Here is a 23682-nt window from a genome sequence, read left to right as displayed (position 1 = left end):
TGTAGTCCCGCGCGCGCCGTGGACCTGAAGGGGTCGGACTCCCACGTGTCCGGCCCCTTCCGCTTTCCGATGCTGCTTCGGACGCAGGCTCTTCAGCTGGTACGGGAGGGTGGCGTCAGTTTGTCGAGATCGAGACTGATCTCGAAAGGCACCGGGCGCTCGAGGGTGCGGCGGAAGATACCGGCGGGCGCGTAGGCGTTGGCGAGTACGTCGAGTTCGTAGACGTGGACGACGGGTGCCCCGTCCTCGTCCTCGATGCACCGGTAATGGGGGATGCCGGCCTTCGCGTACTTGCGGAGTTTGACCGTACGGTCGCGGTGGGCGGACTCGGGCGAGACGACCTCCACGACGAGGCGAACCTCGTCCGGTGCGAACCAGGTTCTGTCACTGTCGAAGTCGGCCGTGGTCACAGCAGATCCGGTTCGGGCCGGTTGCGCGGATCGAGCTTGATGGTCATCTCCCGGCCGACTCGTGTGTCGGCGGGTGCCTGCTCCATGAGAGCGACGGTGAGCATGGTGACGAGGTGGCCGTGCCACCACCGCTGCGGCGACAGCATGAAGACGAGGGCTCCGTCGATCAGCTCGGTATGGCGCGGCGCCTCGGGGAGGTGGTCGAGGTCCTCCGCGAACCAGCCTTCCGGGCGCGGCGGGCGCATCCAGTCGGGCAGTGCGGTCATGGGCCAACTCGAGCGAGAAGGGCGGTCAGGAGAGGGGGACCGGTGCGGGCATACTGCATCCACGGATCGCGATGGAGGTACGGACCTTGAAGCTTGCCGAGGCGCTGGCGCTGCGGGCGGACGCGACGCGCAGGGTGGAGCAGTTGCGTGCGCGGGTGGTCGGCAACGCGCGGTACCAGGAGGGCGAGGCGCCCGCGGAGGACGCGGCGGCTCTGCTGGGCGAGGCCGGGGAGGTGCTGGACGAGCTCGAGTCGTTGATCCGGCGGATCAACCGGACCAACGCCCAGGCCGTCGTCGACGGCGGCGGGACCCTCACGGACGCCCTCGCGCGGCGGGACGTCCTGCGGCTGCGGCACGCGGTGATCACCGCGGCGGCCGACGCCGCGGCCGGCCGGGATCAGCGCGGTGGGGTCCGGCAGCTCCGGTCCGAGCTCAAGATGCTCTCGGCTCTCCCGGTGGCGGAGCTGCGCGCTCGCGCGGACGTCCTGGCCCGGGAGATCCGTGAGGTCGACGTACTGATCCAGCGGTCGAACTGGGAGGTCGACCTGCTGGACTGAACGAGGCGCTCGATGTGGAGCAGGTAGTCGTCGCGGAGGCGTGCACAGGCCGCGGGCCGGCGGTTCATCCGGTCCCTCCTGGTGCGTGGAGAGCAGCGCTGGGGTTCGATTCCCCGAATCACACGGCAGCTCAGCACGGCGCACAGGTGATCGTGCACAGCGCACAGTTCATCACCATGTGCAGATCCGCGACGGTGAGGGCGGGATCGGCGATCTCCACATCATGGTGCCGACGGCCGGCCGAGGGACGGCCCCTCACGCCTCCGGGAGCAGGCCGAGCTGGTCCATGAACTCCATCTGGTCGAAGTACAGCCGGTAGCTCACGATCCGGCCGTTCTCGACCGTCGCGAAGTCCACCCCGCGGATGCTGATGTCCTTGCCCGTCGGCGGCAGCGTCTCCCCGGTGGGCATCAGGATCGGGCCGGTGTTCGTACCGCTGAAGTAACCCTCGTCGATCGCCGTGTCACCGACCTCGTAGGTGCGCTCGGAGGTGAACGTGGCCTCCGGTATCGCCTCGGTCATCGTGCGCCAGTACTCGACGATCGCGTCGCGTCCCCGCACCTCGCCCGCGTCCGGGGTGATCGCGACGGCGTCCTCGGCGTAGAGGTCGGCCACCTTCTTCAGATCCAGGTTCTTGGTCAGCGCTTCGGTGAGCCGGTCCATGACCGTACGGGCCTCTCCCATGATCCACCTCCGTGGTTCGGATCCGGGCGATGTCTGGTTCTCCTATTTTCTCACCGATGGATCATGATCGACTGTCGGCGACGCCGGGGGCGCCGGCGAGACCCGTCTTCGCGCCCGCCCCGCACAGCGGTACGACCGTCAGCCCCGGGCGCGGAGCGGCGGCGCGGACGGCGGCCCAGCAGGCCACTCCCGTCGACTCCACGAAGAGCCCCCGGCGCGCCAGGTCCAGCTGCGCCGCGTGGATCTGTTGTTCCGTCACCGTGAGGAACGTCCCTCCCGTGCCGCGGACCGCCCGCAGGATCTGGCGGGCCCGCGGCGGGTTCGGGATCGCGATGCCCTCCGCCAGGGTGGGGCGTACGGGCGCCGGCTCCGTCAGCTCCTCCGCGCCGGCGTGGAACGCGGCGGCCAGCGGGGACACCGCCTCGGCCTGTACGGCGACCAGGGCGGGGCGCGTGCCGACGAGCCCGTGGCCGTACAGCTCGTCGACGGCCAGGGCCGCTCCCAGCAGCAGGGTGCCGTTGCCGACCGGGACCACGAGGGTGTCCGGGAGCCGGCCGCCGAGCTCCTCCCAGAGCTCGTACACGTACGTCTTGGTGCCGTGCAGGAAGTGCGGGTTGTACACGTGCGAGGCGTAGAACGTGCCGGGCTCGTCGGCGGCCGCGCGCGCCGCCCGCGCCGTGGCCTCCCGGTCGCCGGGGACGACGGTCAGCCGCGCGCCGTGCGCGCGGATCTGTTCCAGCTTCTTCGGGGACGTGCCGTCCGGTACGTAGACCACGCAGTCGAGGCCCGCCCGCGCGCAGTAGGCCGCGACGGCCGTCCCCGCGTTGCCGCTGCTGTCGGCGAGGACGCGGCGCAGGCCGCCGCCGCCCTCCGCGAGGCGGCGGGCGAGTTCGGCGAGCATGACCGCGCCGCGGTCCTTGAAGGACAACGTCGGCATGAGGAAGTCGAGTTTGGCCGAAATCGCATCCGTGAGCGGGACCAGGGGTGTGCGGCCCTCGCCGAGGGTCACATGCGGGATCTCGGTCGCCAGCGGCAGCGCTTCCTCGTAACGCCACAATGAATTCACGCGTGACGCAAGGGACTTGAGTGACACCGGCGCGCTGGTGAACTCCAGGTCCCACGGGCCTCGGCACTGCGGACAACACCAGGTGAGGGCGTCGGCGGGGGCGTGCGCCCGGCATCGGGGGCAGACGTAGGCGGTCATGACGGTCAGCATGGCAGCGGTGTGTCGGGCGTGTGTCGGGGCGCTCGGAGGCCTTGTGTGATTCCTATGGATCCGTCAATCTTTCGCTCGGCAGCCGGACGTTCGAAACGGCGTGGACACTTCACGTCCTTTTGACATGTCCCTGCCGTCCCCCACAGCAACGCACCACCTATGAGGAGGATCCCTCACATGTCAGTGATGCGTGACTCGCGGCGCAGACTCGTCGCCGCCAGCGCCATAGCCGTCGCCGCCCTCGCTCTCGGCACCGTCTCCGCCCTCCCGGCCACCGCGGCCGAGGCCGCCGCGGAAGGCGTCATCCAGAACGCCGGAGCCCCCGGGACGATCGCGGGCAGCTACATCGTCACCCTGAAGGAGTCCGCGCCGGCGGAGACCTCGAAGGGCCGGGCGGTCGCGGCCAAGCACGGCGCGGCGATCAAGAAGACGTACACCTCCGCGCTCAACGGCTACAACGTCGAGCTCTCGGAGGCGCAGGCGAAGAAGCTCGCCGCCGACCCCGCGGTCGAGTCCGTCGTGCAGAACCGCGTCTTCACGGTCAGCGGCACGCAGCCCTCCCCGCCGTCCTGGGGCCTGGACCGGGTCGACCAGCGGGCCCTCCCGCTGAACCAGAGCTACAGCTACCCGGACACCGCGGGCCAGGGCGTGACGGCGTACATCATCGACACCGGCGTCCGCATCAGCCACAGCGACTTCGGCGGCCGCGCCTTCAACGGCTTCGACGCCATCGACAACGACAACGTCGCCCAGGACGGCCACGGCCACGGCACGCACGTCGCGGGCACCGTCGCCGGCTCCGCCTACGGCGTGGCCAAGAAGGCCAAGATCGTCGGCGTCCGCGTGCTCAACAACCAGGGCTCGGGCACGACCGCGCAGGTCGTCGCCGGCATCGACTGGGTCACCCGCAACGCCGTGAAGCCGGCCGTCGCCAACATGAGCCTCGGCGGCGGCATCGACTCGGCCCTCGACACGGCGGTGCGCAACTCGATCGCCTCGGGCGTCACCTACGCCGTGGCCGCGGGCAACGACAACTCCAACGCCTCCAACTACTCGCCCGCGCGGGTCTCCGAGGCCATCACCGTCGGCTCCACGACCAGCACCGACGCCCGCTCCAGCTTCTCCAACTACGGCAGCGCGCTGGACCTCTTCGCCCCGGGCTCCTCCATCACCTCGGCGTGGAACAGCGGCGACAGCGCCACCAACACCATCTCGGGTACGTCGATGGCCACCCCGCACGTCGCGGGCGCGGCCGCGGTCTACCTCGCCGACAACCCGACGGCCACCCCGGCCCAGGTGTCGACGGCGCTGACCACCGCCGCCACCCCGAACGTGGTGACCAGCCCCGGTACCGGCTCCCCGAACAAGCTGCTCTTCGTCGGTGGCGGCGGCACCCCCCCGCCGCCCGGCAAGCGGTTCGAGAACACCGCCGACTACGCGATCGCCGACAACGCGACCGTCGAGTCCCCGGTCACCGTGAGCGGCGTCACCGGCAACGCGCCGTCCGCCCTCCAGGTGCCTGTGAACATCGTTCACACCTACATCGGTGACCTCCAGGTCCAGCTCATCGCCCCCGACGGCACGGCGTACACGCTGAAGGGCTACGGCACCGGCGGCAGCGCGGACAACATCAACACCACGTACACGGTCAACGCCTCCTCCGAGGTCGCGAACGGCACGTGGAAGCTGCGGGTCAGCGACAACGCGAACTACGACACCGGCAAGATCGACAGCTGGGCCCTCCAGTTCTGAGGCCCTGCGGCTCTGACGCCCGGCGGTTCTGAGACCACCGGGTCCGAGCACTGATACGCGGGTGAGGGGCGGTCGCCGACGGGCGGCCGCCCCTCACTGCCGCACGTCGCCTCGGTACGATGCGCGCGCCCGTTCGCACGTTCGTACCAGCTGTCGCAGCTCGCCCGCACAGGAGCACCGTTACTCGTGGAGCCCTCCCAGCCTCCCCAGGACCCTCAGCCGCCCCGGCGGGAGTGGCCCGCCCCCGGACCGTCCGGCCCGCTGGGGCCCCAGGCGGGATCCCCGTACAACCCCGGCCCCTACGGTCCCTACGCGCCCTACGGCCCCGGTGCGGGCGTCGGTCCCGGCCCCGGCCCGTACGGCGCCCCGGCGCCCACCACCAACGGTCTGGCCATCGGCTCGCTGGTGTCCGGCGTCGTGTGCTGCCTCCCGCCCCTCGGTCTGGTCCTGGGCCTGATGGCCCTCCCCCGGATCAAGAAGAAGAACCAGACCGGCAAGGGACTCGCCGTCGCGGGCATCGTCCTGTCCTCGGTCAGCACCCTTCTGCTGGTCCTGGGGCTGGTCACCGGTGGATTCGGCGAGGCGTGGAAGGGCTTCGAGGAGGGCATGGACGAAGCGGCCCGCTCGGAGTCCGCGTTCTCCCTGCGCAAGGGCGAGTGCTTCGAGGTCGACGGCAAGCTGGAGGCGTACACCACGGACGTCGAGATCGTCGACTGCGCGCAGCCGCACGACGGCGAGGTCGTCGGCGGCTTCAAGATCACCGGTTTCGACAGGTGGCCGGGAGAGGGCCCGGTCGACCGGCTCGCGGAGGAGCGCTGCGCGGAGATCAGCAGTGCGTACGCGATGGACAACTGGGCCCTGCCCGAGAACGTGTGGGACTACTACTACATCCCCAGCCGGCAGAGCTGGCGCACCGGCGACCGCACCGTGACCTGCACCCTCGCCGTCGAGGACGGCGAGCCGCTCAAGGGCTCCCTGCGGGCGGACGAGACCACCCTGGACGCCGACCAGCTGCACTACCTGCAGCACCTCAACCGCGTCGAGAACGCCGTCTTCGAGGAGCCGGACGAGGACGCGGACGCGGACTTCGCGGCCAACAAGCAGTGGGCGGCGCGGGTCCACACGTCGGTCGTGCGGGCGAGCGAGGGGCTCAAGAACCACCGCTGGCCCGGTGCGTCGGCGCGGCCGGTCGCCGAACTGGCCAAGGAACTCGACGCGGCCGCCGGGAAGTGGAACAAGCTGGCCACGTCCGCGGACGCGGACGCCTACTGGGAGAGGTACGACCCGGCCTTCGACGCCCTCCCCGAGGATCTCGGCGCGGACGCCCGGGCGGCCCTGGGACTCGCACCGCCCCCGGAGGGGGAGGGCGCGTCCGCCTGACCGACGGCCGGGCGACGCACCGCGCGTGGGTACGGCGACGGGGCCGGGTCTCCTCGGGGGAGACCCGGCCCCGCCGCGTGCGGCAGATGGACCACAGGGCCGGATGGACCACGGGGTCGGGCCGGCTACCGGTGGCCGAGGACCCCGTCGACCGCCGTGATCAGCTCACCGTCGGGCGTGTCCCCGTCCAGGGACCAGAACATCGCGCCGCCGAGCCCCTTGGCCCGTACGTACGCCGACTTGGTGCGCAGCACCTGCGGGTCGTCGTACGTCCACAGGGTCGTCCCGTCGAACAGCCAGGCGTGGCCGTTCCTCCGGTCGCGGTGGACGGTGTACGCCCCCGATTCCGCGAGCTTCCTGAGCGCCTTGTAGTCCTCGTAACCGTTCGCCCAGGTGGCGGGGGCGGGGCCGGTCGCGGGGTTGCCGAGGCCGTCGCCGCCGCCCGTGACGCCCGTCCAGCCCTGGCCGTAGAACGGCATGCCCACCACGAGCTTGCGGGCGGGCGCGCCGCGCCGCAGCCAGTCGTTCACGGTCTGGTCGACGCTGAAGTCGTTCTTGGCGAAGAGCGCGGACTGCTGGGCGGTGGTGGACTCCCAGGAGCCGTGGAAGTCGTACCCCTGGAGAGTGACGAAGTCCAGGTCCCGCATGATCGTGCGGACCTCGAAGCCCGCGTCGATCTTGGCGGGTGCGGTGGGGACGAAGGCGGTCAGTTCGTAGTGCTTGCGCTTGCCCACGCCGTGGCGCTGCTGGGACTTCGCGTACGCGTCGAGCTGGCTGCGGAACTCCCGTACGAGGGCGGTGAAGTTCCGCTTGTCCTCCGGGCGGAAGACCGTGTCGGCGTCGCCGGCCGATCCGGGCCACTCCCAGTCGAGGTCGATGCCGTCGAAGAGACCCGCGGCGGCTCCCGCGCCGCCGCGGGCGCCGTCGGCGGGCAGGTTGCCCTTGATGTAGAGATCGATGCAGGAGGAGACGAACGCCTTGCGCGAGGCGGGGGTGCGGGCCGCGTCGGAGAAGTGCGTGGACCAGCTCCAACCGCCCAGCGAGATCATGACCTTGAGGCCGGGGTGCTTGGCCTTGAGCTCACGCAGCTGGTTGAAGTTGCCGGCGAGGGGCTGGTCGGCGGTGTCGGCGACGCCGTCCACCGAGCCGGCCGCGTCGAGCGGGCGGACGTAGTCGGCCCAGGCGTCGGCCTCGCCGGGGACGTTGCCCGTGAAGCATCTGCCCTCAGGACTCACGTTGCCGAAGGCGTAGTTGACGTGGCTGAGCTTGGCCGCCGTCCCGCTGGTCTCCAGATCCTTTACCTGGAAGTCGCGTCCGTAGACGCCCCATTGGGTGAAGTAACCGACGCGCTTGTAGGACGGGCGGCTCTCGGCGTGGGCGACGGGGTCGGCGCCCGCCGAGGGCGCGAGGCCGGCCACGAGACCGAGGGAGAGGGCGGCGATCGCCAGCCGGGAAAGGGTTGTTCGACGCATGAGGCTCGTTTCCTGTGCGTGTGCCGGAAGGGAGCTGTGCTCACAGGAAAGTATTGGTCTGGACCATTGAGGTCAATACTTCGCGGACGATCGCCCGCTATACCTGCGGTAAACGCAGGCGTAAAGGCAAATCATCACTTCGAGTGAAACTCTGGCCCATGCTTGCGGCCGGTACCCAGGGTTGTCACTCTGTAGCTGTCCGTCAACCTGAGGGGAGTGTCCAGTGACGTTCGGTGAGCAGCCCGCCTATCTGCGTGTGGCGAGCGATCTCCGGGAGAAGATCGCCAACGGCTCGCTGCCGCCGCACACCCGGCTCCCCTCGCAGGCGCGCATCCGCGAGGAGTACGGGGTCTCGGACACCGTGGCGCTGGAGGCCCGCAAGGTGCTCATGGCCGAGGGGCTCGTCGAGGGCCGCTCGGGTTCGGGGACGTACGTGCGGGAGCGTCCGGTGCCGCGCCGGATCGCCCGCTCCGGGTATCGGCCGCCGTCCGGCGCCAACCCCTTCCGGCAGGAGCAGGCGGCCGACGGCGCGCGGGGCACCTGGGAGTCCAGCAGCGAGCAGGAGCAGGCGAGCGCCGTCGTGGCCGCGCGGCTCGGCATCGAGCCGGGGGAGCGGGTGATGCGCACGCGGTACGTCTACCGGGACGGCGGCGAGCCGATGATGCTCTCCACCTCCTGGGAGCCCCTCGCGGTGACCGGCCGGACGCCCGTGATGCTCCCCGAGGAGGGGCCGCTGGGCGGTTGCGGGGTCGTCGAGCGGATGGCGGCGATCGACGTGGTCGTCGACAACGTGGTGGAGGAGGTCGGCGCCCGCCCGGGGCTCGCGGAGGAGCTCCTGGCGCTCGGCGGGGTGCCGGGCCACGTGGTGATGGTGGTCGAGCGCACCTACTACGCCTCGGGGCGTGCGGTGGAGACGGCCGACGTCGTCGTCCCGGCCGACCGCTACCGGATCGCGTACCACCTCCCGGTCCGGTGACGACGCCGGTGGGCCCGCCCGGGGTGGTGTCCACGGACTGATCTTCGGCCTCCCTTCGTCGGTTCCCGGCCGGATCCGTACCTCTTTGTGAAAACCCGTATCCGCTGTGTAAAGGTCAGGCGTAAGGTCGGGCATATGCGGATTGCCATTTCAGGGAGATCCTTAGAGACGACCGGACCGGCGGAGGGAAGAGCCCGATGACCGACAGTGGCCCTGTGCTGCCCTGGCTCGTCATACGCCAGGACGACAACGGCAACCGCTATCGCGTCGGGCGGTACGCCACGAAGGACGAGGCGCAGAAGGTCGCCGACAGCCTCGACGACCGAGGACACAGGCAGCTCTACTGGGTGGAGCGCATCAGCCAGGCCGCGGTCTGACCCCCGAGGCCCAGCCCCTAAGCTCCGGACCATGACAGATCGCCGTGACGACCACGTGGCCGACCACGTGGTCGTGGTCGCCGGAGCCGTGTACGACCGGGGGCGTCTGCTGGCCGCGCGCCGCAGCGCCCCCGCCGATCTCGCGGGCCGTTGGGAGCTGCCCGGCGGCAAGCTGGAGCCGGGGGAGAGCCCCGAGCAGGCCCTGGTCCGGGAACTGCGCGAGGAACTCGGGGTCGAGACCGAGCCCGGGGAGCGCATCCCCGGCGAGTGGCCGCTGAAGCCCGGTTACGTACTCCAGGTGTGGACCGCCCGGCTGCTCTCCGGTGAACCGCGCCCCCTGCAGGACCATGACGAGCTCCGCTGGCTCGCCCGCCAGGAGCTGGACTCCGTCGACTGGCTCGACCAGGACCGGCCCGCCGTCGCGGAGGCCGCGCTGCGCCTGCCGGCCGTCCCGGCGGACGGAGTGCGCGGCTGAGGTCCTACGCCGTTCGTGCCACCGTGCGCCCCCTGGTCCCTCCACAGCGATATCTCGCCCCGAATATCGGGTATGTGCTGATTAACCCCCCGAAATAGGACGTGGGCCTTCCTTCTGGTGATGGGCTGGGGAAGTGATCGGGCGTGATCGACACCGAAGGCGCCTGCGCCGAATGGAACTTCCCGGCGGAGGCCAATGCCGTGCGGGCCGCGCGTCACGTGGTGCGCGACACGCTCCGTGCCTGGCGGATCGATTCGGCGGTCGGTGACGTCACGGTCCTGCTGGTGAGCGAGCTGGTGACCAATTCCCTGCGCTACGCCTCCGGCCCCATCGGCGTCCGCCTCGTCCACCTCCTGCCGGACGGGGACGAGGGCGCCCACCGCCCCGCCCTGCTCGTGGAAGTCTCCGATCCGCTTCCGGACCCGCCCACCGAACGCGCCGCCGGCCCCGACGACGAGGGCGGTCGCGGGCTCCAGCTCGTGGCCTGTTCCGCTCGCCGCTGGGGCACCCGCAAGGGCAGGTCGGGCAAGACAGTGTGGTTCGAGCTGGCTCTGCCTGGTTAGAAGACGGGGAGGGACGACGATCACGGGGGCTCGGCCGGAAATGAACGAGACCACCCTGTGATCGTGAACGTCGTGCCGTCGGGGGCCGTAGTGCTGAATACTGCGGGCATGGCCGGTCCGGTGCGGTGAGCTGGAGGGGACGGTCGCGTGAGCGAGATACCTGAGTCGGCGAGCGGCGTCGTGTGGCAGAGCAGCCCGCCCGGCTCGATCTATGACTACATCCGGGTCGCCTCCTTCTCGATAGGGCCCGACGGGCTCGTCGACCAGTGGAGCCGCCGGGCCGTGGACCTCTTCGGCGTGCCCGCCCAGGAGGCGATGGGCAAGGACCCTGTCGAGGCGTTCATGCCGCCCGACCTGCGGGAGCGTGGTCGGCGCCGGGTCGCGGAGATCCTCGACGGCAAGGAATGGACGGGCCTCGTCCCCTTCCGGATCCCCGGGCAGAAGCGCCGTGACGGGATCGCCGAGATGTACGTCATGCCGAGCGAGACGCCCTCCGGAGAGCGGGCCGCGCTGTGCATCGTCGTCGACGTCCGGGCCCTGCGGCACATCGAGACCGACCTCGCCGCCTCGCAGGCTATTTTCGGCCAATCGCCCTTCGGTTTCCTGCTCTTCGACACCGACCTCACCGTGAAGCGGGCCAACCAGCGCTTCGCCGCCGTCTTCGGCGGCCACGCCGACGACCACCGGGGCCGTACCGTCCACGACTACCTCGCGCGCCCCGAGGCCGAGCGCATGACCGCCGCGCTCCAGCGGGTCCTGGAGACCGGCGAGGCCGTCACCGAACTCCAGATCGTCGGAGCGCCCCCGGGCTCCAACGACCGCCGCCACTGGTCGATCAACCTCTACCGGGTGCACGGCGGCTCCGGGCGACCCGTCGGCGTGGCCGGGCTCGGCATCGACGTGACCCGCCGCCACAACGCCGCCCGCGAGGCGGCGAACGCACGCCGCAACCTGGCCCTCCTCAACGAGGCGGGCGCCCGCATCGGCAACTCCCTCGACCTGGAGGCCACCGCCCGCGAACTCCTCGGCGTCGCCGTCCCCGGGTTCTGCGACCTCGCCTCCGTCGACCTCTACCAGGGCCTGCTCACCGGGGACGAGGCCCCGCCCGGACGCTGGGGCAACTCCCACGACGTCGGGTACGGAGCGGGCAGCGCCGAACTGCGCCGGGTCGCCTTCGCCAGCGCCGTCTCGAACACCCCCCTCAGGACCTCGGGGACGACCGCCGACGACGGGGGCTGCGGTACCGGACCCGTCGAGGTCGGCTCCGTCCACCGCTACCCCTTCAACTCGCCCTGCGCGGGCGCCCTGCGCACCCGAAGGGTGCGGACGGTACCGGGCGGCGACGGCAGCCTCGTCCACTCCACGCTCGTGGTGCCGATGGTCGCCCACGACACCGTCGTCGGCCTGGTGCAGTTCTCCCGCGCCAAGGGCAGCGAGCCCTTCGGCGAACGGGACCGCGCCCTCGCCGTCGAACTGGCCGCCCGCGCGGCGGTCTGCATCGACAACGCCCGCCTCTACCGCCGCGAGCACGAGCGGGCCCTGATCCTGCAGCGCAGCCTGCTCCCGCCCGGCGACCCCGAGGCCGCCGGACTGGACATCGCCTGTCGCTACCTTCCCGGCACCACCGCCACCGAGGTCGGCGGCGACTGGTTCGACGTCATCGAACTGCCCGGTCACCGCACCGCGCTGGTCATCGGGGACGTCATGGGACGCGGCCTGCGCGCCGCCGTGGCCATGGGCGAGCTGCGCACCGCCGTCCGTACCCTGGCCCAGCTCGACCTCGAACCCGCCGAGGTCCTCTCCCACCTCGACGAGATCGCCCGCGGCCTCGGCGCCCCCGCCGGAGCCCAGCAGAGCGCCCGCGCCCACATGGCACGCGGACCCGAACTCTCCGAGGTCTACCTCGCCACCTGCGTGTACGCCGTCTACGACCCGGTCACCCGGCGCTGCACCTTCGCCAACGCCGGCCATCTGCCGCCGGTCCTCGTCGAACCCGGCGAGAAGGCCCTGCTGCTCGACGTGCCCCCGGGGATGCCCCTCGGCGTCGGCGGCGAGCCCTTCGAGGAGGTGGAGGTCGAACTGCCCGAGGGTTCGCTGCTCGCCCTCTACACCGACGGACTGGTCGAGTCCCGCGACCATCCCCTCGACGAGGGGCTGAGCGCCTTCCGCACCGCGCTCACCGACGCGTCGCGCCCTCTCGAGGATGTCTGCGACGGTGTCCTGACCACCCTCGACACCGGGCACGGCGAGGACGACATCGCCCTCCTCATGGCCCGCATCCAGGGACTGCCCTGCGACGCGGTGGGGGACTGGCGGCTGCCGAGAGAGCCTCGCTCGGTCGGCCGGGCGCGTGAACTGGCCCGGGCCCAGCTCACCGCCTGGAACCTCGAAGCGCTCGTGGACACCGTCGAACTGCTCGTCAGCGAGCTCGTCACCAACGCGCTGCGCTACGGCGAGGGCGAGATCCGGCTGCGGCTGCTGCGCGACCGCACCCTGGTCTGCGAGGTCTGGGACGCCGGCCTGGTCCAGCCGAGGCGCCGCCGGGCCAAGGACACCGACGAGGGCGGGCGCGGTCTGCAGCTGGTCGGACTCCTCAGCGCCGCCTGGGGCTCGCGCCGCACGCCCCGCGGCAAGACCGTCTGGTTCGAACTGCCCCTGCCGGACGGCGACGAGGCCGCGGAGCCGACCGTGGAGCAACTCCTGAGCATGTTCTGACCAGCACCGCAGCACCAAAGCACCGCAGCACCGCAGCACCCCCGCGCACCGCGCGCCCAGCCGGCGCTCGCGGACCCGGCTCGCGGGCGGCTCGAGGGCGGCTCGCGGAGGGCTCGCGGAGGGCTCGCGGAGGGCGCGCTATCCCTTGAGCGCCGCGAGCCGGGCCTCGATCTCCGCGTTGTCGCCGAGGGCGTCCAGCTCCTCGAACTGGGCGTCCAGCGAGGACGCGGCCAGCTCCTGCTTGCCCATAGCCCTGGCCTCCTCGCGCCGCACCTTGTCCTCGAACCGGCTCAGCTCGCTCGTCGGGTCCAGGACATCGATGTTCTTCACCGCGTCCATCATCCGGTTCTGCGCCCGCGCGGACGCGGCCCGCGCGACCAGCTCGTCCCGCTTCGTCCGGAGCTCGCTCAGCTTGGTCCTCATCTGCGTGAGGCCGCTCTTGAGCTTCTCCACCACCTCGGTCTGCGAGGCGATCGTCGGCTCCGCCGTCCTCGCCTCCTTCTCCGACTGGAGCTGGCGTGACAGCGCGACCTTCGCCAGGTTGTCGAACCTGTCCGCGTCCGCCGTCCGGCCGTCCGCCCGCAGCGCGTCCGCCTTCCTGCTCGCGGCCAGGGCCTTCTCGCCCCACTCCTTCGCCGCGGTGACGTCCTCCTGGTGGTCCTGCTCCATCAACCGCAGATTGCCGATCGTCGCCGCCACCGCCTCCTCGGCCTCCGCGATGTTGCCCGTGTAGTCGCGGATCAGCTGGTCCAGCATCTTCTGCGGGTCCTCGGCCTGGTCGAGCAGGGCGTTGATGTTGGCCTTCGCGAGCTGGGCGACACGGCCCAGGATCGTCTGCTTGGTCATGCCTGTTCTCCTTGAGCGCGATGAGCGTGCCACGGTCGGCACGGTCAGAAACGGCCGCCGCCACCCAGCCGGCCGCGGGTGCCCCCGCCACCGAACCTGCCTGGCCCGCCACCGAAGCCTCCGCCCCCGAAACCGCCACCACCGAAACCCCCTCCGCCTCTGCCGGAGCCTCCGAAGCCGCCTCCGAAGCCGCCTCCGGAACCTCCGCCGAACAGTCCGCCGAGGATGATGCCGCCGAGCACCGCACCGCCGAGCCCGCCGCCACCTCCCACCCCCGTCGCACCGCCCAGGCCGTCGGGGTTCCCGTACGTCCGGACGTCCTGCTCCGCGAGGTCCTGTGCCCGCCGGGCCAGAACGTCCGCCTGCCGCGCCTCGGCGAGAGCGGCCTGCGGATCCTCGGCGGCCGCCAGCGCCTCGGCCTTCCCCAGTCGGCGCTGGGCCTCGGCCAGTCGCGTACGGGCCTCGGAGGCGACCGCCCCGCGGTGCGTCGTGATGTAGTCGGCGGCCGCCCCGATCGCGGAACGGGCGGTCAGCATCGTCTGACCGAGGAGCGCGCGGGCGCGCCGCGTCCCCGACTCGCGCTCCCGAGCGCCCTCCAGCGCCTCGTCGAGCGCCGCGTCGGCCTGCTCGATGCGGCGCAGCGCGTCGATCGGGTCGTGGCGGCCCGCCTCCACCGACCGCCGGACATCGGCGACGACGGTCTCCGCCCTGGCGATACGGCCCTGGAGGTCTGCGGTCGGCACTCCCTCGGCCGTGCCTCGGAGCAGCCCCCGGGCGTCGGCGAGGTCGGCCTCGGTCTCGGCCAGCGCGTTCGGCAGCCTGCCCACGGCCTCCGCGAGCTCCCGCGCCCGCCGGTCCACCGCCTCGGTGAGCCGCGCCGCCTGGTCGACGGCTCCCTCGGCGGCCCGGACATGGACGGCCGCCACTCCGTTGTCGCCCGCGTCGACCGCCTGCCGGGCCTGGTTCAGGTGCGTCGTCGCGAAGACCAGCCGGTCCTTGGCCTGCTCGGCGTCGCCCGCGACGGGGGAGAGCGCCGACTCGGCGTACCGCTCCCGCAGCGCGACCAGCGTCGCCTCCGCCGTACCGACCCGTCCGGTCTGCTCGCGGAACGCGGCCTCCGCGGTGGCCAGTGCCTCCGGGGCATTGCGCTCCAGGGCCCGCAGCCGGTCGAAGGCCTCGGACTCCGCGTCGAGGCGCGCGTTCGCCTCCTCGCAGCGCCGGAGGATCTCCTCCAGCATCGAACGCCGGGTCGCGTCGTCCTCCGGAAACGCGTCGTCGAGCTTCTGGCGCAGCCGGAACGCGGCCGTCAGCTCCTCCTTCGCGAACGCCACCACCGCCGTGAACGGCTTCACCGCCTCGTCGCCGAACTGGGCGGTCGCGAATCCCAGTTCCTCCTGGCTGGTGCGGACGGCGTCATCGGTGGCCACCAACGCCTGTCGGGCCTGTCCGTCCATCTCGTCCAGCGGGACCTGCGCGGGCTTCCTCGGCGCGCCCCAGCCGGACCCGCCGGGCGGCGTGGGGGCGCTCCGGGCCCCGGTCCGCCGCCGGCGCTTGGTCCAGGCGTACGCGGCGACGGCCCCCGCCCCGCCGACGAGGACGACCGGAAGGACCAGGTCCGTCCCCGAACCGCCCTCGTCCGACGCGCCGCCGGGGTCGGCGGCGCCGGGGGTGAGGGAGGGGACGGGCACCGGCTGTCCGGCGAGTACGGCACCGAAGCCGTTCGCCGCGCCGATCGCGGCTCCGGCCCAGTCGTTCTGGCGCAGCGCCGGTTCGATCGCGGTCCGCGCCACGTCGTCGAGCTGGGCCTGGGTGAAGCGGGAGTCGGGGTCCGCCGAGTACCCGTACTGCCGGTCGTGCGTGGCGACCGCGAGCAGGACGTCGTCGATGCCGAGACCGTTGCGGTCGGCCGTCGCGTCGGCCCAGCTCTGGGCCGGACTCCCGGAGAAGTCCCGTACGTACACGACGAAGAGCTGGACCCGCCGGTCGTCGTAGAGCCGGTCCAGGGCCTGCGTGACCGCGCCGCGGCGGTCGCCCAGCGCCCCGACCCTGTCGGTGATCTGTCCTTCGCGGGACAGGACGACGGGGTCGTCGGCGCGGGCGTCGGACACGGCGGGCACGACCGGCCACCACGCCGCCACCAGCACCGCGAGGAGGATTCGGGTGGCTCTTCGCATCACATGGGGAGGCTATGTCCCGTTCTGTACGGCCGCGACCGGGCGGAAACCGTTTAGCCGCCCCGAGCGTCACTGTCAGTAGCCGCTCCTAGGGTGGTGATCACGACATCGACGATCTGGGGAGTTCGGGTGGACGGACGCGTGCGCGGCTGGTGGCGACGGGGGCGGTGGGTCGTCCTCGGCCTCGTCCTGCTCCTGGTGGTACCGGCGGCCGGCAGCGCGCTCGCCCTGCGGTTCAACTACGCGGGCGACCTGCGCGAGGGGACCCAGTCCCGCGGCAAGGACGCCATCTGGCTGGGCCACGCCTGGGTGGACGGACGGAAGAAGGACGCCGACCTCGCCGCGTTCGCCGCGCGTGTCAAGGGGACGGGCATACGCGACCTCTACGTCCACGCCGGTCCGCTGGAGCATGACGGGACCCTGCCCGCGGCCCGCTACCCGCGCGCGGCCTGGCTGATCGAGAGCGTGCACCGGACGATGCCCGGCATACGGGTGCACGCGTGGCTGGGGGACATCCTGGCCAGTGAGGGCCCCGAGGGCCTGCGCCTGGAGAACGCCGCCTCGCGCGCGGCCGTGGTCGGATCGGCCCGGCAGATCCTGGACGCCGGCTTCGACGGCGTCCACTTCGACCTGGAGCCCCTGCTCTCGGACGACGCGCACTACCTCTCCCTGCTCGACGACCTGGGCGAGCTGACCAGGGCTCGCAAGGCGCCGCTCTCCGTCGCCGCCCACCAGATCGACCCGCTGCCGGCCGCGCACTCGGTGAACCGTGCCGTCACGGGCCGCGGGAAGTGGTGGTCGCAGGAGTTCTTCGGACAGGTCGCCCGCCGCGTCGACCAGATCGCCGTCATGTCGTACGACACCTGGATGCCGCTGGAGAGTCTGTACGGCGGATACGTCGCCCAGCAGACCAGCCTCGCCCTGGAGGTCACGCCCGAGGACACCGACCTGCTCATGGGCCTGCCGTTCTTCCACGAGGACGACCTCGGCCACCACGACTCGGCGGAGACGGTGGCGGCCGCGGTCCGCGGCGTCCGGCTGGGCCTGGGGCGCACGGACCACGACCGCGAACGGTTCGGCGTCGCGCTGTACGTCGACTTCGCCGCGAAGGAGGGGGACTGGGCGTCCTATCGCGAGGACTGGCACTGACACGCGCGCCGGCCCCGGCACCCGCCGCCGACCGCCGGGGGTCACCTGGTGCCCGGGCACGGTGCCACGGCCCGGTTCTACGCCCCCGGCCGCCTGCGGATCTTGTTCCCCAGCCACACCAGCGGATCGTACTTACGGTCCACGGCCCGCTCCTTCAGCGGGATCAGCGCGTTGTCGGTGATCTTGATGTTCTCCGGGCACACCTCCGTACAGCACTTGGTGATGTTGCAGTACCCGAGCCCGTGGTCCTCCTGAGCGGTCCGCTTCCGGTCGAGGCCCGCCTCCGCCGCGGCGTCCAGCGGGTGCATGTCCAGCTCCGCCACCCGCATGAGAAAGCGCGGGCCGGCGAACGCCGTCTTGTTCTCCTCGTGGTCCCGCACCACATGGCAGGTGTCCTGGCACAGGAAGCACTCGATGCACTTGCGGAACTCCTGCGAACGCTCCACGTCCATCTGCCGCATCCGGTACTCGCCCGGAGCGACCCCTTCCGGCGGGACGAAGGCCGGGATCTCCCGCGCCTTCTCGTAGTTGAAGGACACGTCCGTCACCAGGTCACGTACGACGGGGAAGGCCCGCAGCGGAGTCACCGTGACGATCTCCGACCGCTCGAAGATCGACATCCGGGTCATGCACAGCAGGCGCGGGCGACCGTTGATCTCGGCCGAGCACGATCCGCACTTGCCCGCCTTGCAGTTCCACCGCACGGCGAGATCGGGGGCCTGCGTGGCCTGCAGCCGGTGGATGATGTCGAGGACCACCTCGCCGTCGTTCACCTCGACCGTGAAGTCCGTCAAGGCCCCGCCGTCGGTGTCGCCCCGCCACACCCTGAAGTGCGCGTCATAGGTACTCACTCGTACAGCTCCTCCTCGGCGAGGTACTTGGCCAGTTCCTCCTTCTCGAACAGCGCGAGCAGATCCGGGCGGATCGGTTCCGTGGTGGTCCGCTCCAGCGCGATCCCGCCGTCCTCCGCCGGGTGACAGAGCAGGTTCACCGGTCGCCACTCCCGCGCCATCGACGGGTGGTCCTCCCGTGTGTGCCCGCCCCGGCTCTCGGTCCGCTCCAGTGCCGCCCGGGCCACGCACTCGCTCACCAGCAGCATGTTCCGCAGGTCGAGGGCGAGGTGCCAGCCGGGGTTGAACTGCCGGTGCCCCTCCACCCCGGCCCGCCGCGCCCGCGCCCGCAGCGCGGCGATGCGCTCCAGGGCCTCGGCCATCTCCCCCTCGCGCCGGATGATGCCGACGAGGTCGTTCATCGTCTGCTGGAGCTCCTGGTGGAGGGTGTACGGGTTCTCGGGGGACGCCTCCTGCGCCGCGCCGAACGGAGCCAGCGCCTCCGCGGCCGCCGCCTCGATCCCGGCCTCGATCCCGGCCTGGATCCCGGCCTCGATCCCCGCTTCGGTCACCGAGGAAGCGCTGGCGGACGCCGCGTACTCCGCCGCGTGCCACCCCGCCCGCCGCCCGAAGACGAGCAGGTCGGAGAGCGAGTTGCCGCCCAGCCGGTTGGAGCCGTGCATGCCGCCCGCGACCTCACCGGCCGCGAACAGACCCGGGACCCCCACCGTCGCCGCCGTGTCCGAGTCGACCGCGACGCCACCCATCACGTAGTGACAGGTCGGCCCGACCTCCATCGCCTCCGCCGTGATGTCGACGTCCGCCAGCTCCTTGAACTGGTGATACATGGAAGGAAGGCGTCGGCGGATCACCTCGGCCGGCATCCGCGTCGACACGTCCAGAAACACCCCGCCGTGCGGCGAGCCCCGCCCCGCCTTCACCTCCGCGTTGATGGCCCGCGCCACCTCGTCGCGCGGCAGCAGTTCGGGCGGGCGCCGGTTGTTGTCCGGGTCCTCGTACCAGCGGTCGCCCTCCTCCTCCGTCTGCGCGTACTTCTCCTTGAAGACGTCGGGCACGTAGTCGAACATGAACCGCTTGCCGTCGGCGTTGCGCAGCACGCCCCCGTCGCCGCGCACGGACTCCGTGACCAGGATCCCCTTCACGGACGGCGGCCAGACCATCCCGGTCGGATGGAACTGCACGAACTCCATGTTCACCAGCGGCGCGCCCGCGAGCAGCGCCAGCGCGTGCCCGTCACCGGTGTACTCCCACGAGTTCGACGTCACCTTGAAGGACTTGCCGATGCCGCCGGTGGCCAGGACCACGGCCGGTGCCTCCAGGACGAAGAAGCGCCCGGTCTCCCGCTCGTAGCAGAAGACCCCGCTCACCCGCCCGGACTCGTCCTTCAGGATCCGGGTGACCGTGCACTCCTGGAAGACCTTGAGCCGCGACTCGTGGTCCCCGGTCTCCCGGAAGTCCTCCTGCTGGAGCGCGACGGTCTTCTGCTGGAGGGTGCGGATCAGCTCCAGGCCCGTCCGGTCGCCCACGTGCGCGAGCCGTGGGTACTCGTGCCCGCCGAAGTTGCGCTGGGAGATGCGGCCGTCGGCCGTACGGTCGAACAGGGCGCCCCAGGTCTCCAGCTCCCAGACCCGGTCCGGCGCCTCGCGCGCGTGCAGCTCGGCCATCCGCCACTGGTTGAGGAACTTGCCGCCGCGCATGGTGTCGCGGAAGTGGATCTGCCAGGTGTCGTGCGGGTTGGCGTTGGCCATGGAGGCGGCGATGCCGCCCTCGGCCATCACCGTGTGCGCCTTGCCGAAGAGCGACTTGCAGATCACGGCCGTACGGGCGCCCCGCTCACGCGCCTCGATCGCGGCCCGCAGCCCGGCACCCCCGGCGCCGACCACGACCACGTCCCACTGCCCGCGTTCGACTTGAGCCATGTCAGAAGATCCTCGGGTCGTCGAAGGTTCCGGTGGCGAGCAGGTACACGTACAGATCGCAGAGCGCGACCGAGACCAACGAGGCCCACGCCAGCAGCATGTGACGGGCGTTCAGCCTGCCCACCAGGGTCCACAGCCGGTAGCGCACCGGATGGCGGGAGAAGTGCCGCAGCCGTCCGCCGACGATGTGCCGGCAGGAGTGGCACGAGAGGGTGTACGCCCAGATCAGCACGATGTTGACCAGGAAAATCACGGTCCCGAGACCCGCGTGGCCCCAGGCGTACGAGGCGTCCCGGAAGGTCAGCACGGTGTCGTACGTGAGGATCGCGGCGACCGGGATCGCGGCGTAGAAGAAGTACCGGTGGAGGTTCTGCAGGATCAGCGGGAAGCGGGTCTCGCCGGTGTACGCCGTGTGCGGTTCGGCGACCGCGCAGGCCGGGGGAGAGGCCCAGAAGCCGCGATAGTACGCCTTCCGGTAGTAGTAGCAGGTCAGCCGGAAGCCGAGCGGCAAGACCAGGATCAGCAGGGCGGGGGAGAGCCCCCACCAGCTGCCGACGATCTCCCAGTTGGGCCCGGCCTTCATCGGGACGCAGTTCTCCGCCAGACAGGGCGAGTAGAACGGCGAGACGTAGGGAGCGGCGTAGTAGTCGCTGTTGGCGAAGGCGCGCCAGGTGGAGTAGACGATGAAGGCGAGCAGTCCGGCCGCGGTGGCTGCGGGCGCCAGCCACCAGCGGTCGGTCCGTAGGTGGCGGGGGGCGATGGCCGCACGGGAGGGGGAGTGCACCCCGGTGGCGGGCACTCCCCTTCCGGCTCCGGTGGAGGGCGGTTCGGTTCCTGTGGCCAACGAGGTCTCCTAGGGCGCGTGCCGGTCGCGTGCTCCCAGGCCCTCGTCGTCCGTGTCGGAGCCCCACAGCCCGCCTTCGTACGGCGTGTCGGGGATCGTCACGACGTTCTCGGGCGGGGCCGGCCTGGCGGGCCGGTCGGGGGAGGGCGGCGAGGGGGTGCCCCGCTCCGCCGCGATGCTGCGTTCCAGCTGTCCGACCGTGCGGACCAGGTCGTCGAGGCAGCGCCTGACTGCCGCCAGATCCTCCTGAAGGGACATGAATTGCCCTCACTTCCGCGATTGCGGGTGGCGAACACGCGCCTGAGAGTGTCGCGCGTCACATCCCGCTTGTGAAGCCATGTGTACGGGATTCCACTCGTCCGGAGAGCCGCGCCGCCCGGCGGTTGGGCCGCACGGGTGGGGTTTCTCCGCCCCACCGCCGTGTCGCCGCCGCCGGATCCGCTCCCTCCTTTTCAGTGTATGAGCAATAGGTGTGATCATCTCCAAATGCCATAAAACTGGACGAAGGGGTACAAGTCATGGCCCAGGTCGGCGCCCCTCGCGGGAGGACATGCTCACGGAGCCCCCGCTCCCGCACGCTCCGCTCCGTCGCCACCCTCACCAGCGCGGTGCTCGCGGTCTCGGTCCTGGTCGGCTGCAGCTCCGGCGACGGCGCCGACGAGACCCCGGCCGCCGCCCCGGACCACGCGCCCGCCGCGCGCGACCGGGTGGCCGACGGCGGCACCCTGAGCTGGGCCGTGGACACGATGCCCACCACGCTCAACGCCTTCCAGGCGGACGCCGACAACAGCACCTCGCGCATCGCCGGGGCCGTGCTCCCCGCCCTCTACACCCTCGACGAGCGGGGCCGGCCCCGGCGCAACGCGGACTACCTGGAGTCCGCGCAGGTGGTCGAGACGGAGCCGAAGCAGGTCGTCCTCTACAAGCTCAACCAGCAGGCGGTGTGGAGCGACGGCCGGGAGATCGGCGCCCCCGACTTCGTCGCGCAGTGGCGGGCCCTGAGCGGCCGGGACACCGCGTACTGGACCGCCCGCAACTCCGGCTACGAGCGGATCGAGAAGATCGAGCGCGGCAAGGACGACCTGGAGGTCCGGGTCACCTTCGGCAAGCCGTACGCCGACTGGCAGTCCCTCTTCACCCCCCTCTACCCGAAGGAGGTGATGGGGTCCCCGGCCGGCTTCAACGACGGCGCGCGCACCGCCCTGAAGGCGACCGCCGGTCCGTTCCAGCTCAAGGCGACCGACCGGGAGGCGGGCACCGTCACGCTCGTCCGCAACCCCCGCTGGTGGGGTCAGCCCGCCAAGCTCGATCAGCTCGTCCTGAGGGCCGTGCCCCGCGCCGAGCGCGTCGCCGCGCTGGCCGCCGGCAAGCTCGATCTGGCCGAGATCGATCGGGCCGCGGCGGACCGCATCGCCCGCGCGGTACGGGACGCCCGCGCCGGGAAGAGCGGCGCTCAGGCGCTCGCGCACGGCCCCGGCGCCGCGATCACCCCCTCGGCGGCCCTGAAGTCCTGGGCGCTGGCCTACGGCTCCGACGAGGAGAAGGCGCAGGCCGTTCAGACCGCCCGCACGAAGAACCAGCAGGCCATCGAGCGGTACGCCGCCGAACAGCGGGCGCTCGGGAAGTTCGTGGTGCGCAAGTCGCTGGAGCCCGCGTACACGCAGCTCTCCCTGAACGGCGAGTCCGGACCGCTCGCCGACGAGCGGGTGCGCCGGGCGGTGGCCCGGGCGCTCGACCGCCGAGAACTGGCCGAAGCCGTACTCAAGCCGCTGGGGCTGCCCGCCCACCCGCCCGGCAGCCATCTGGCCCTGGCCGGCCAGTCGGCGTACGCCGACAGCAGCGACGCGCTGGGCGAGCAGGACGCCGAGGAGGCGCGGGCGCTGCTCGCCGACGCGGGCTGGGTGCCGGGCGGCGCGGCGAGGAAGCCTGCCGGTACGAAGGCGGGCAGCGAGGCGGAGACGAAGGAGGAGAAGGCCGAGAACCCGGGGAGCGGGCGGAAGGACTCCACCGACGAGCAGGACTCCGCCGAGAAGAAGGACAGCAGCGAGAAGCCGGGCGAGCGGAGGAAGCCCGCCGACGCGGCCGCCACCGGCTCCGACGCCGCCTCCGACGACGGCCTCTACATCGTCGGCGACGACAAGCCCGGGGGGACCGCCGCCCGGGACGGCGCCAAGGCGGCCGAGCCCGTGATCGGCGCCGCCGGACCCGAGAACGGCACCAATGTCCTCGCCCCCGCCTCCGGGGCGGCCCTGCAGACGGTGGCGGTGCTCCGCCAGGCCGCGCTGCTGGACGCGGCCCCCGCCGCCGGCGCCACCACCACCGACGCCGGCACCACCGAGGCCAAGGCACAGAACCCGGCCAGGCCCGACCAGGGCGTCGCGGGTGCCTACGCCCCGCGCGGCACGGCCGCCCCCGCCGGGCCCGCGGCCGCCGACCAGGCCCTGGGCAAGGACGGCAAGGCGCTCAGCCTGCGCTTCGTCCTCCCCTCGGGCCCCGGCTCCGAACCCCTGCGGACCGTCGGCGACAAGATCGTGCAGATGCTCGACGCGGTCGGCATCCGCACCGAGGTCACCAAGGTCGCGGACGAGAGCTTCTTCAAGGACCACATCGCCTCCGGCGACTACGACCTGGCCCTCTACTCCTGGCCCGCGACGGCCTTCCCCGCGACCGACGCCCGGCCGATCTTCGCCAAGCCCGAGCCGGCCTCCGACGGCTCCCTCCTGGTCGAGCAGAACTATGCCCGGGTCGGCACCGACCGCATCGACCAGCTCTTCGACCAGGCGGTCGCGACGCTCGACGAGAAGGAGGCCCGCGACCTCGTCCGCCAGGCCGACGCCAGGATCTGGGCCGCTGCCGGATCGATTCCTCTCTATCAGCGCCCGCAGCTGGTCGCGGCGAAGCCCACGGTGGTCAACGCGGGCGCCTGGGGCTTCGTGACCCCGCGCTACCAGGACATCGGGTTCAAGAAGCCCGAATCCACCAAGGGCGCGGAGCGCAACACCAGCAAATAGCTGAAAGTGCAGGTCACAACCTCAGATGCAGCTCAAGTGCCTTGC

19 protein-coding genes and 1 pseudogene are annotated in these 23682 nt (G+C 71.7%); 10 read left to right on the top strand and 10 right to left on the bottom strand.

Features of this window, described 5'->3' with window-relative positions; translation table 11 throughout:
- Window positions 1-92: 92 nt before the first annotated feature.
- Window positions 93-676 (bottom strand): annotated as a pseudogene (locus ACZ4VW_RS02175) (Uma2 family endonuclease).
- A gap of 86 nt (window positions 677-762) precedes the next feature.
- Here ACZ4VW_RS02175 and ACZ4VW_RS02170 point away from each other — a divergent pair.
- Window positions 763-1233: a DIP1984 family protein gene (locus ACZ4VW_RS02170; protein ID WP_467957458.1), complete on the top strand. Its 471-nt coding sequence runs from the start codon at window positions 763-765 to the stop codon at window positions 1231-1233.
- 255 nt (window positions 1234-1488) lie between these two features.
- Here ACZ4VW_RS02170 and ACZ4VW_RS02165 read toward each other — a convergent pair whose 3' ends face one another.
- Window positions 1489-1917 carry an ester cyclase gene (locus ACZ4VW_RS02165; RefSeq protein WP_467957456.1) on the bottom strand — a complete coding sequence of 143 codons (429 nt, stop codon included), beginning with the start codon at window positions 1915-1917 and terminating at the stop codon, window positions 1489-1491.
- Window positions 1918-1978: 61 nt separating this feature from the next.
- A complete protein-coding gene (locus ACZ4VW_RS02160; RefSeq protein WP_467957454.1) occupies window positions 1979-3133 on the bottom strand; it encodes a threonine synthase in 1155 nt (384 codons plus the stop codon).
- Between the two features lie 177 nt (window positions 3134-3310).
- Here ACZ4VW_RS02160 and ACZ4VW_RS02155 point away from each other — a divergent pair, with 177 nt between their 5' ends.
- A complete protein-coding gene (locus ACZ4VW_RS02155) occupies window positions 3311-4885 on the top strand; it encodes a S8 family peptidase (RefSeq protein WP_467957452.1) in 1575 nt (524 codons plus the stop codon).
- Window positions 4886-5071: 186 nt separating this feature from the next.
- A complete protein-coding gene (locus tag ACZ4VW_RS02150) occupies window positions 5072-6265 on the top strand; it encodes a DUF4190 domain-containing protein (protein WP_467957450.1) in 1194 nt (397 codons plus the stop codon).
- A 125-nt stretch (window positions 6266-6390) separates the two neighbouring features.
- Here the strand turns inward: ACZ4VW_RS02150 and ACZ4VW_RS02145 are convergent, their stop codons facing one another.
- Window positions 6391-7737, bottom strand: coding sequence for a glycoside hydrolase family 18 protein (locus ACZ4VW_RS02145; RefSeq protein ID WP_467957448.1), 1347 nt, complete (start codon window positions 7735-7737; stop codon window positions 6391-6393).
- A 223-nt stretch (window positions 7738-7960) separates the two neighbouring features.
- Between ACZ4VW_RS02145 and ACZ4VW_RS02140 the strand changes: the two genes are divergently transcribed.
- The 5 genes from ACZ4VW_RS02140 to ACZ4VW_RS02120 all read left to right on the top strand — a co-directional run bounded on the left by ACZ4VW_RS02140 (window position 7961) and on the right by ACZ4VW_RS02120 (window position 12843).
- Entirely contained in the window at window positions 7961-8713 is a 753-nt protein-coding gene (locus ACZ4VW_RS02140) for a GntR family transcriptional regulator (protein ID WP_467957446.1), read from the top strand.
- Between the two features lie 197 nt (window positions 8714-8910).
- The gene (locus ACZ4VW_RS02135) at window positions 8911-9090 is read left to right on the top strand and encodes an SPOR domain-containing protein (RefSeq protein ID WP_467957444.1); all 180 of its coding nucleotides are present in this window, start codon (window positions 8911-8913) and stop codon (window positions 9088-9090) included.
- A 31-nt stretch (window positions 9091-9121) separates the two neighbouring features.
- Window positions 9122-9565, top strand: coding sequence for a (deoxy)nucleoside triphosphate pyrophosphohydrolase (locus tag ACZ4VW_RS02130; RefSeq protein ID WP_467957442.1), 444 nt, complete (start codon window positions 9122-9124; stop codon window positions 9563-9565).
- Between the two features lie 143 nt (window positions 9566-9708).
- Window positions 9709-10128 carry an ATP-binding protein gene (locus ACZ4VW_RS02125; RefSeq protein ID WP_467957440.1) on the top strand — a complete coding sequence of 140 codons (420 nt, stop codon included), beginning with the start codon at window positions 9709-9711 and terminating at the stop codon, window positions 10126-10128.
- A 147-nt stretch (window positions 10129-10275) separates the two neighbouring features.
- On the top strand, window positions 10276-12843 hold the full coding sequence (locus tag ACZ4VW_RS02120; protein ID WP_467957437.1) for a SpoIIE family protein phosphatase: 2568 nt from the start codon (window positions 10276-10278) through the stop codon (window positions 12841-12843).
- Between the two features lie 138 nt (window positions 12844-12981).
- Here the strand turns inward: ACZ4VW_RS02120 and ACZ4VW_RS02115 are convergent, their stop codons facing one another.
- Both ACZ4VW_RS02115 and ACZ4VW_RS02110 read right to left on the bottom strand, forming a co-directional pair.
- Window positions 12982-13689 carry a PspA/IM30 family protein gene (locus tag ACZ4VW_RS02115; protein WP_467957435.1) on the bottom strand — a complete coding sequence of 236 codons (708 nt, stop codon included), beginning with the start codon at window positions 13687-13689 and terminating at the stop codon, window positions 12982-12984.
- Between the two features lie 44 nt (window positions 13690-13733).
- Window positions 13734-15863 (bottom strand): TPM domain-containing protein, encoded by a 2130-nt coding sequence (locus ACZ4VW_RS02110; RefSeq protein ID WP_467957433.1) that lies wholly within the window; start codon window positions 15861-15863, stop codon window positions 13734-13736.
- Window positions 15864-15992: 129 nt separating this feature from the next.
- Between ACZ4VW_RS02110 and ACZ4VW_RS02105 the strand changes: the two genes are divergently transcribed.
- The gene (locus ACZ4VW_RS02105) at window positions 15993-17012 is read left to right on the top strand and encodes a glycoside hydrolase family 18 protein (RefSeq protein WP_467957432.1); all 1020 of its coding nucleotides are present in this window, start codon (window positions 15993-15995) and stop codon (window positions 17010-17012) included.
- Window positions 17013-17089: 77 nt separating this feature from the next.
- Here the strand turns inward: ACZ4VW_RS02105 and ACZ4VW_RS02100 are convergent, their stop codons facing one another.
- From ACZ4VW_RS02100 to ACZ4VW_RS02085, 4 genes are read right to left on the bottom strand one after another with little or no spacing between them, the layout of a single operon-like run.
- Window positions 17090-17863, bottom strand: a complete 774-nt coding sequence (locus ACZ4VW_RS02100) for a succinate dehydrogenase/fumarate reductase iron-sulfur subunit (RefSeq protein WP_467957430.1) — start codon at window positions 17861-17863, stop codon at window positions 17090-17092.
- Window positions 17860-19782: a fumarate reductase/succinate dehydrogenase flavoprotein subunit gene (locus tag ACZ4VW_RS02095; protein ID WP_467957428.1), complete on the bottom strand. Its 1923-nt coding sequence runs from the start codon at window positions 19780-19782 to the stop codon at window positions 17860-17862. The genes ACZ4VW_RS02100 and ACZ4VW_RS02095 overlap by 4 nt, the downstream gene beginning before the upstream one ends.
- 1 nt (window position 19783) lies before the next feature.
- On the bottom strand, window positions 19784-20626 hold the full coding sequence (locus ACZ4VW_RS02090) for a hypothetical protein (RefSeq protein ID WP_467957426.1): 843 nt from the start codon (window positions 20624-20626) through the stop codon (window positions 19784-19786).
- Between the two features lie 9 nt (window positions 20627-20635).
- Window positions 20636-20884 carry a hypothetical protein gene (locus ACZ4VW_RS02085; RefSeq protein WP_467957424.1) on the bottom strand — a complete coding sequence of 83 codons (249 nt, stop codon included), beginning with the start codon at window positions 20882-20884 and terminating at the stop codon, window positions 20636-20638.
- 260 nt (window positions 20885-21144) lie between these two features.
- Between ACZ4VW_RS02085 and ACZ4VW_RS02080 the strand changes: the two genes are divergently transcribed.
- Complete coding sequence (locus ACZ4VW_RS02080; protein WP_467957421.1) at window positions 21145-23637, top strand: ABC transporter family substrate-binding protein; 2493 nt, start codon at window positions 21145-21147, stop codon at window positions 23635-23637.
- Window positions 23638-23682 lie beyond the last annotated feature (45 nt).

It is taken from the genome of Streptomyces sp. NPDC029139 (assembly GCF_055564335.1).
This window is presented reverse-complemented; position numbering and strand designations above follow the sequence as displayed.

Excerpts from the sequence above, each read along its gene's own strand:
- ACZ4VW_RS02085 (WP_467957424.1), bottom strand. The coding sequence starts at position 20,884 with ATGTCCCTTCAGGAGGATCTGGCGGCAGTCAGGCGCTGCCTCGACGAC.
- ACZ4VW_RS02135 (WP_467957444.1), top strand. The coding sequence starts at position 8,911 with ATGACCGACAGTGGCCCTGTGCTGCCCTGGCTCGTCATACGCCAGGAC.
- ACZ4VW_RS02095 (WP_467957428.1), bottom strand. The coding sequence starts at position 19,782 with ATGGCTCAAGTCGAACGCGGGCAGTGGGACGTGGTCGTGGTCGGCGCC.
- ACZ4VW_RS02080 (WP_467957421.1), top strand. The coding sequence starts at position 21,145 with ATGGCCCAGGTCGGCGCCCCTCGCGGGAGGACATGCTCACGGAGCCCC.
- ACZ4VW_RS02115 (WP_467957435.1), bottom strand. The coding sequence starts at position 13,689 with ATGACCAAGCAGACGATCCTGGGCCGTGTCGCCCAGCTCGCGAAGGCC.
- ACZ4VW_RS02130 (WP_467957442.1), top strand. The coding sequence starts at position 9,122 with ATGACAGATCGCCGTGACGACCACGTGGCCGACCACGTGGTCGTGGTC.
- ACZ4VW_RS02145 (WP_467957448.1), bottom strand. The coding sequence starts at position 7,737 with ATGCGTCGAACAACCCTTTCCCGGCTGGCGATCGCCGCCCTCTCCCTC.
- ACZ4VW_RS02165 (WP_467957456.1), bottom strand. The coding sequence starts at position 1,917 with ATGGGAGAGGCCCGTACGGTCATGGACCGGCTCACCGAAGCGCTGACC.
- ACZ4VW_RS02110 (WP_467957433.1), bottom strand. The coding sequence starts at position 15,863 with ATGCGAAGAGCCACCCGAATCCTCCTCGCGGTGCTGGTGGCGGCGTGG.
- ACZ4VW_RS02155 (WP_467957452.1), top strand. The coding sequence starts at position 3,311 with ATGTCAGTGATGCGTGACTCGCGGCGCAGACTCGTCGCCGCCAGCGCC.
- ACZ4VW_RS02160 (WP_467957454.1), bottom strand. The coding sequence starts at position 3,133 with ATGCTGACCGTCATGACCGCCTACGTCTGCCCCCGATGCCGGGCGCAC.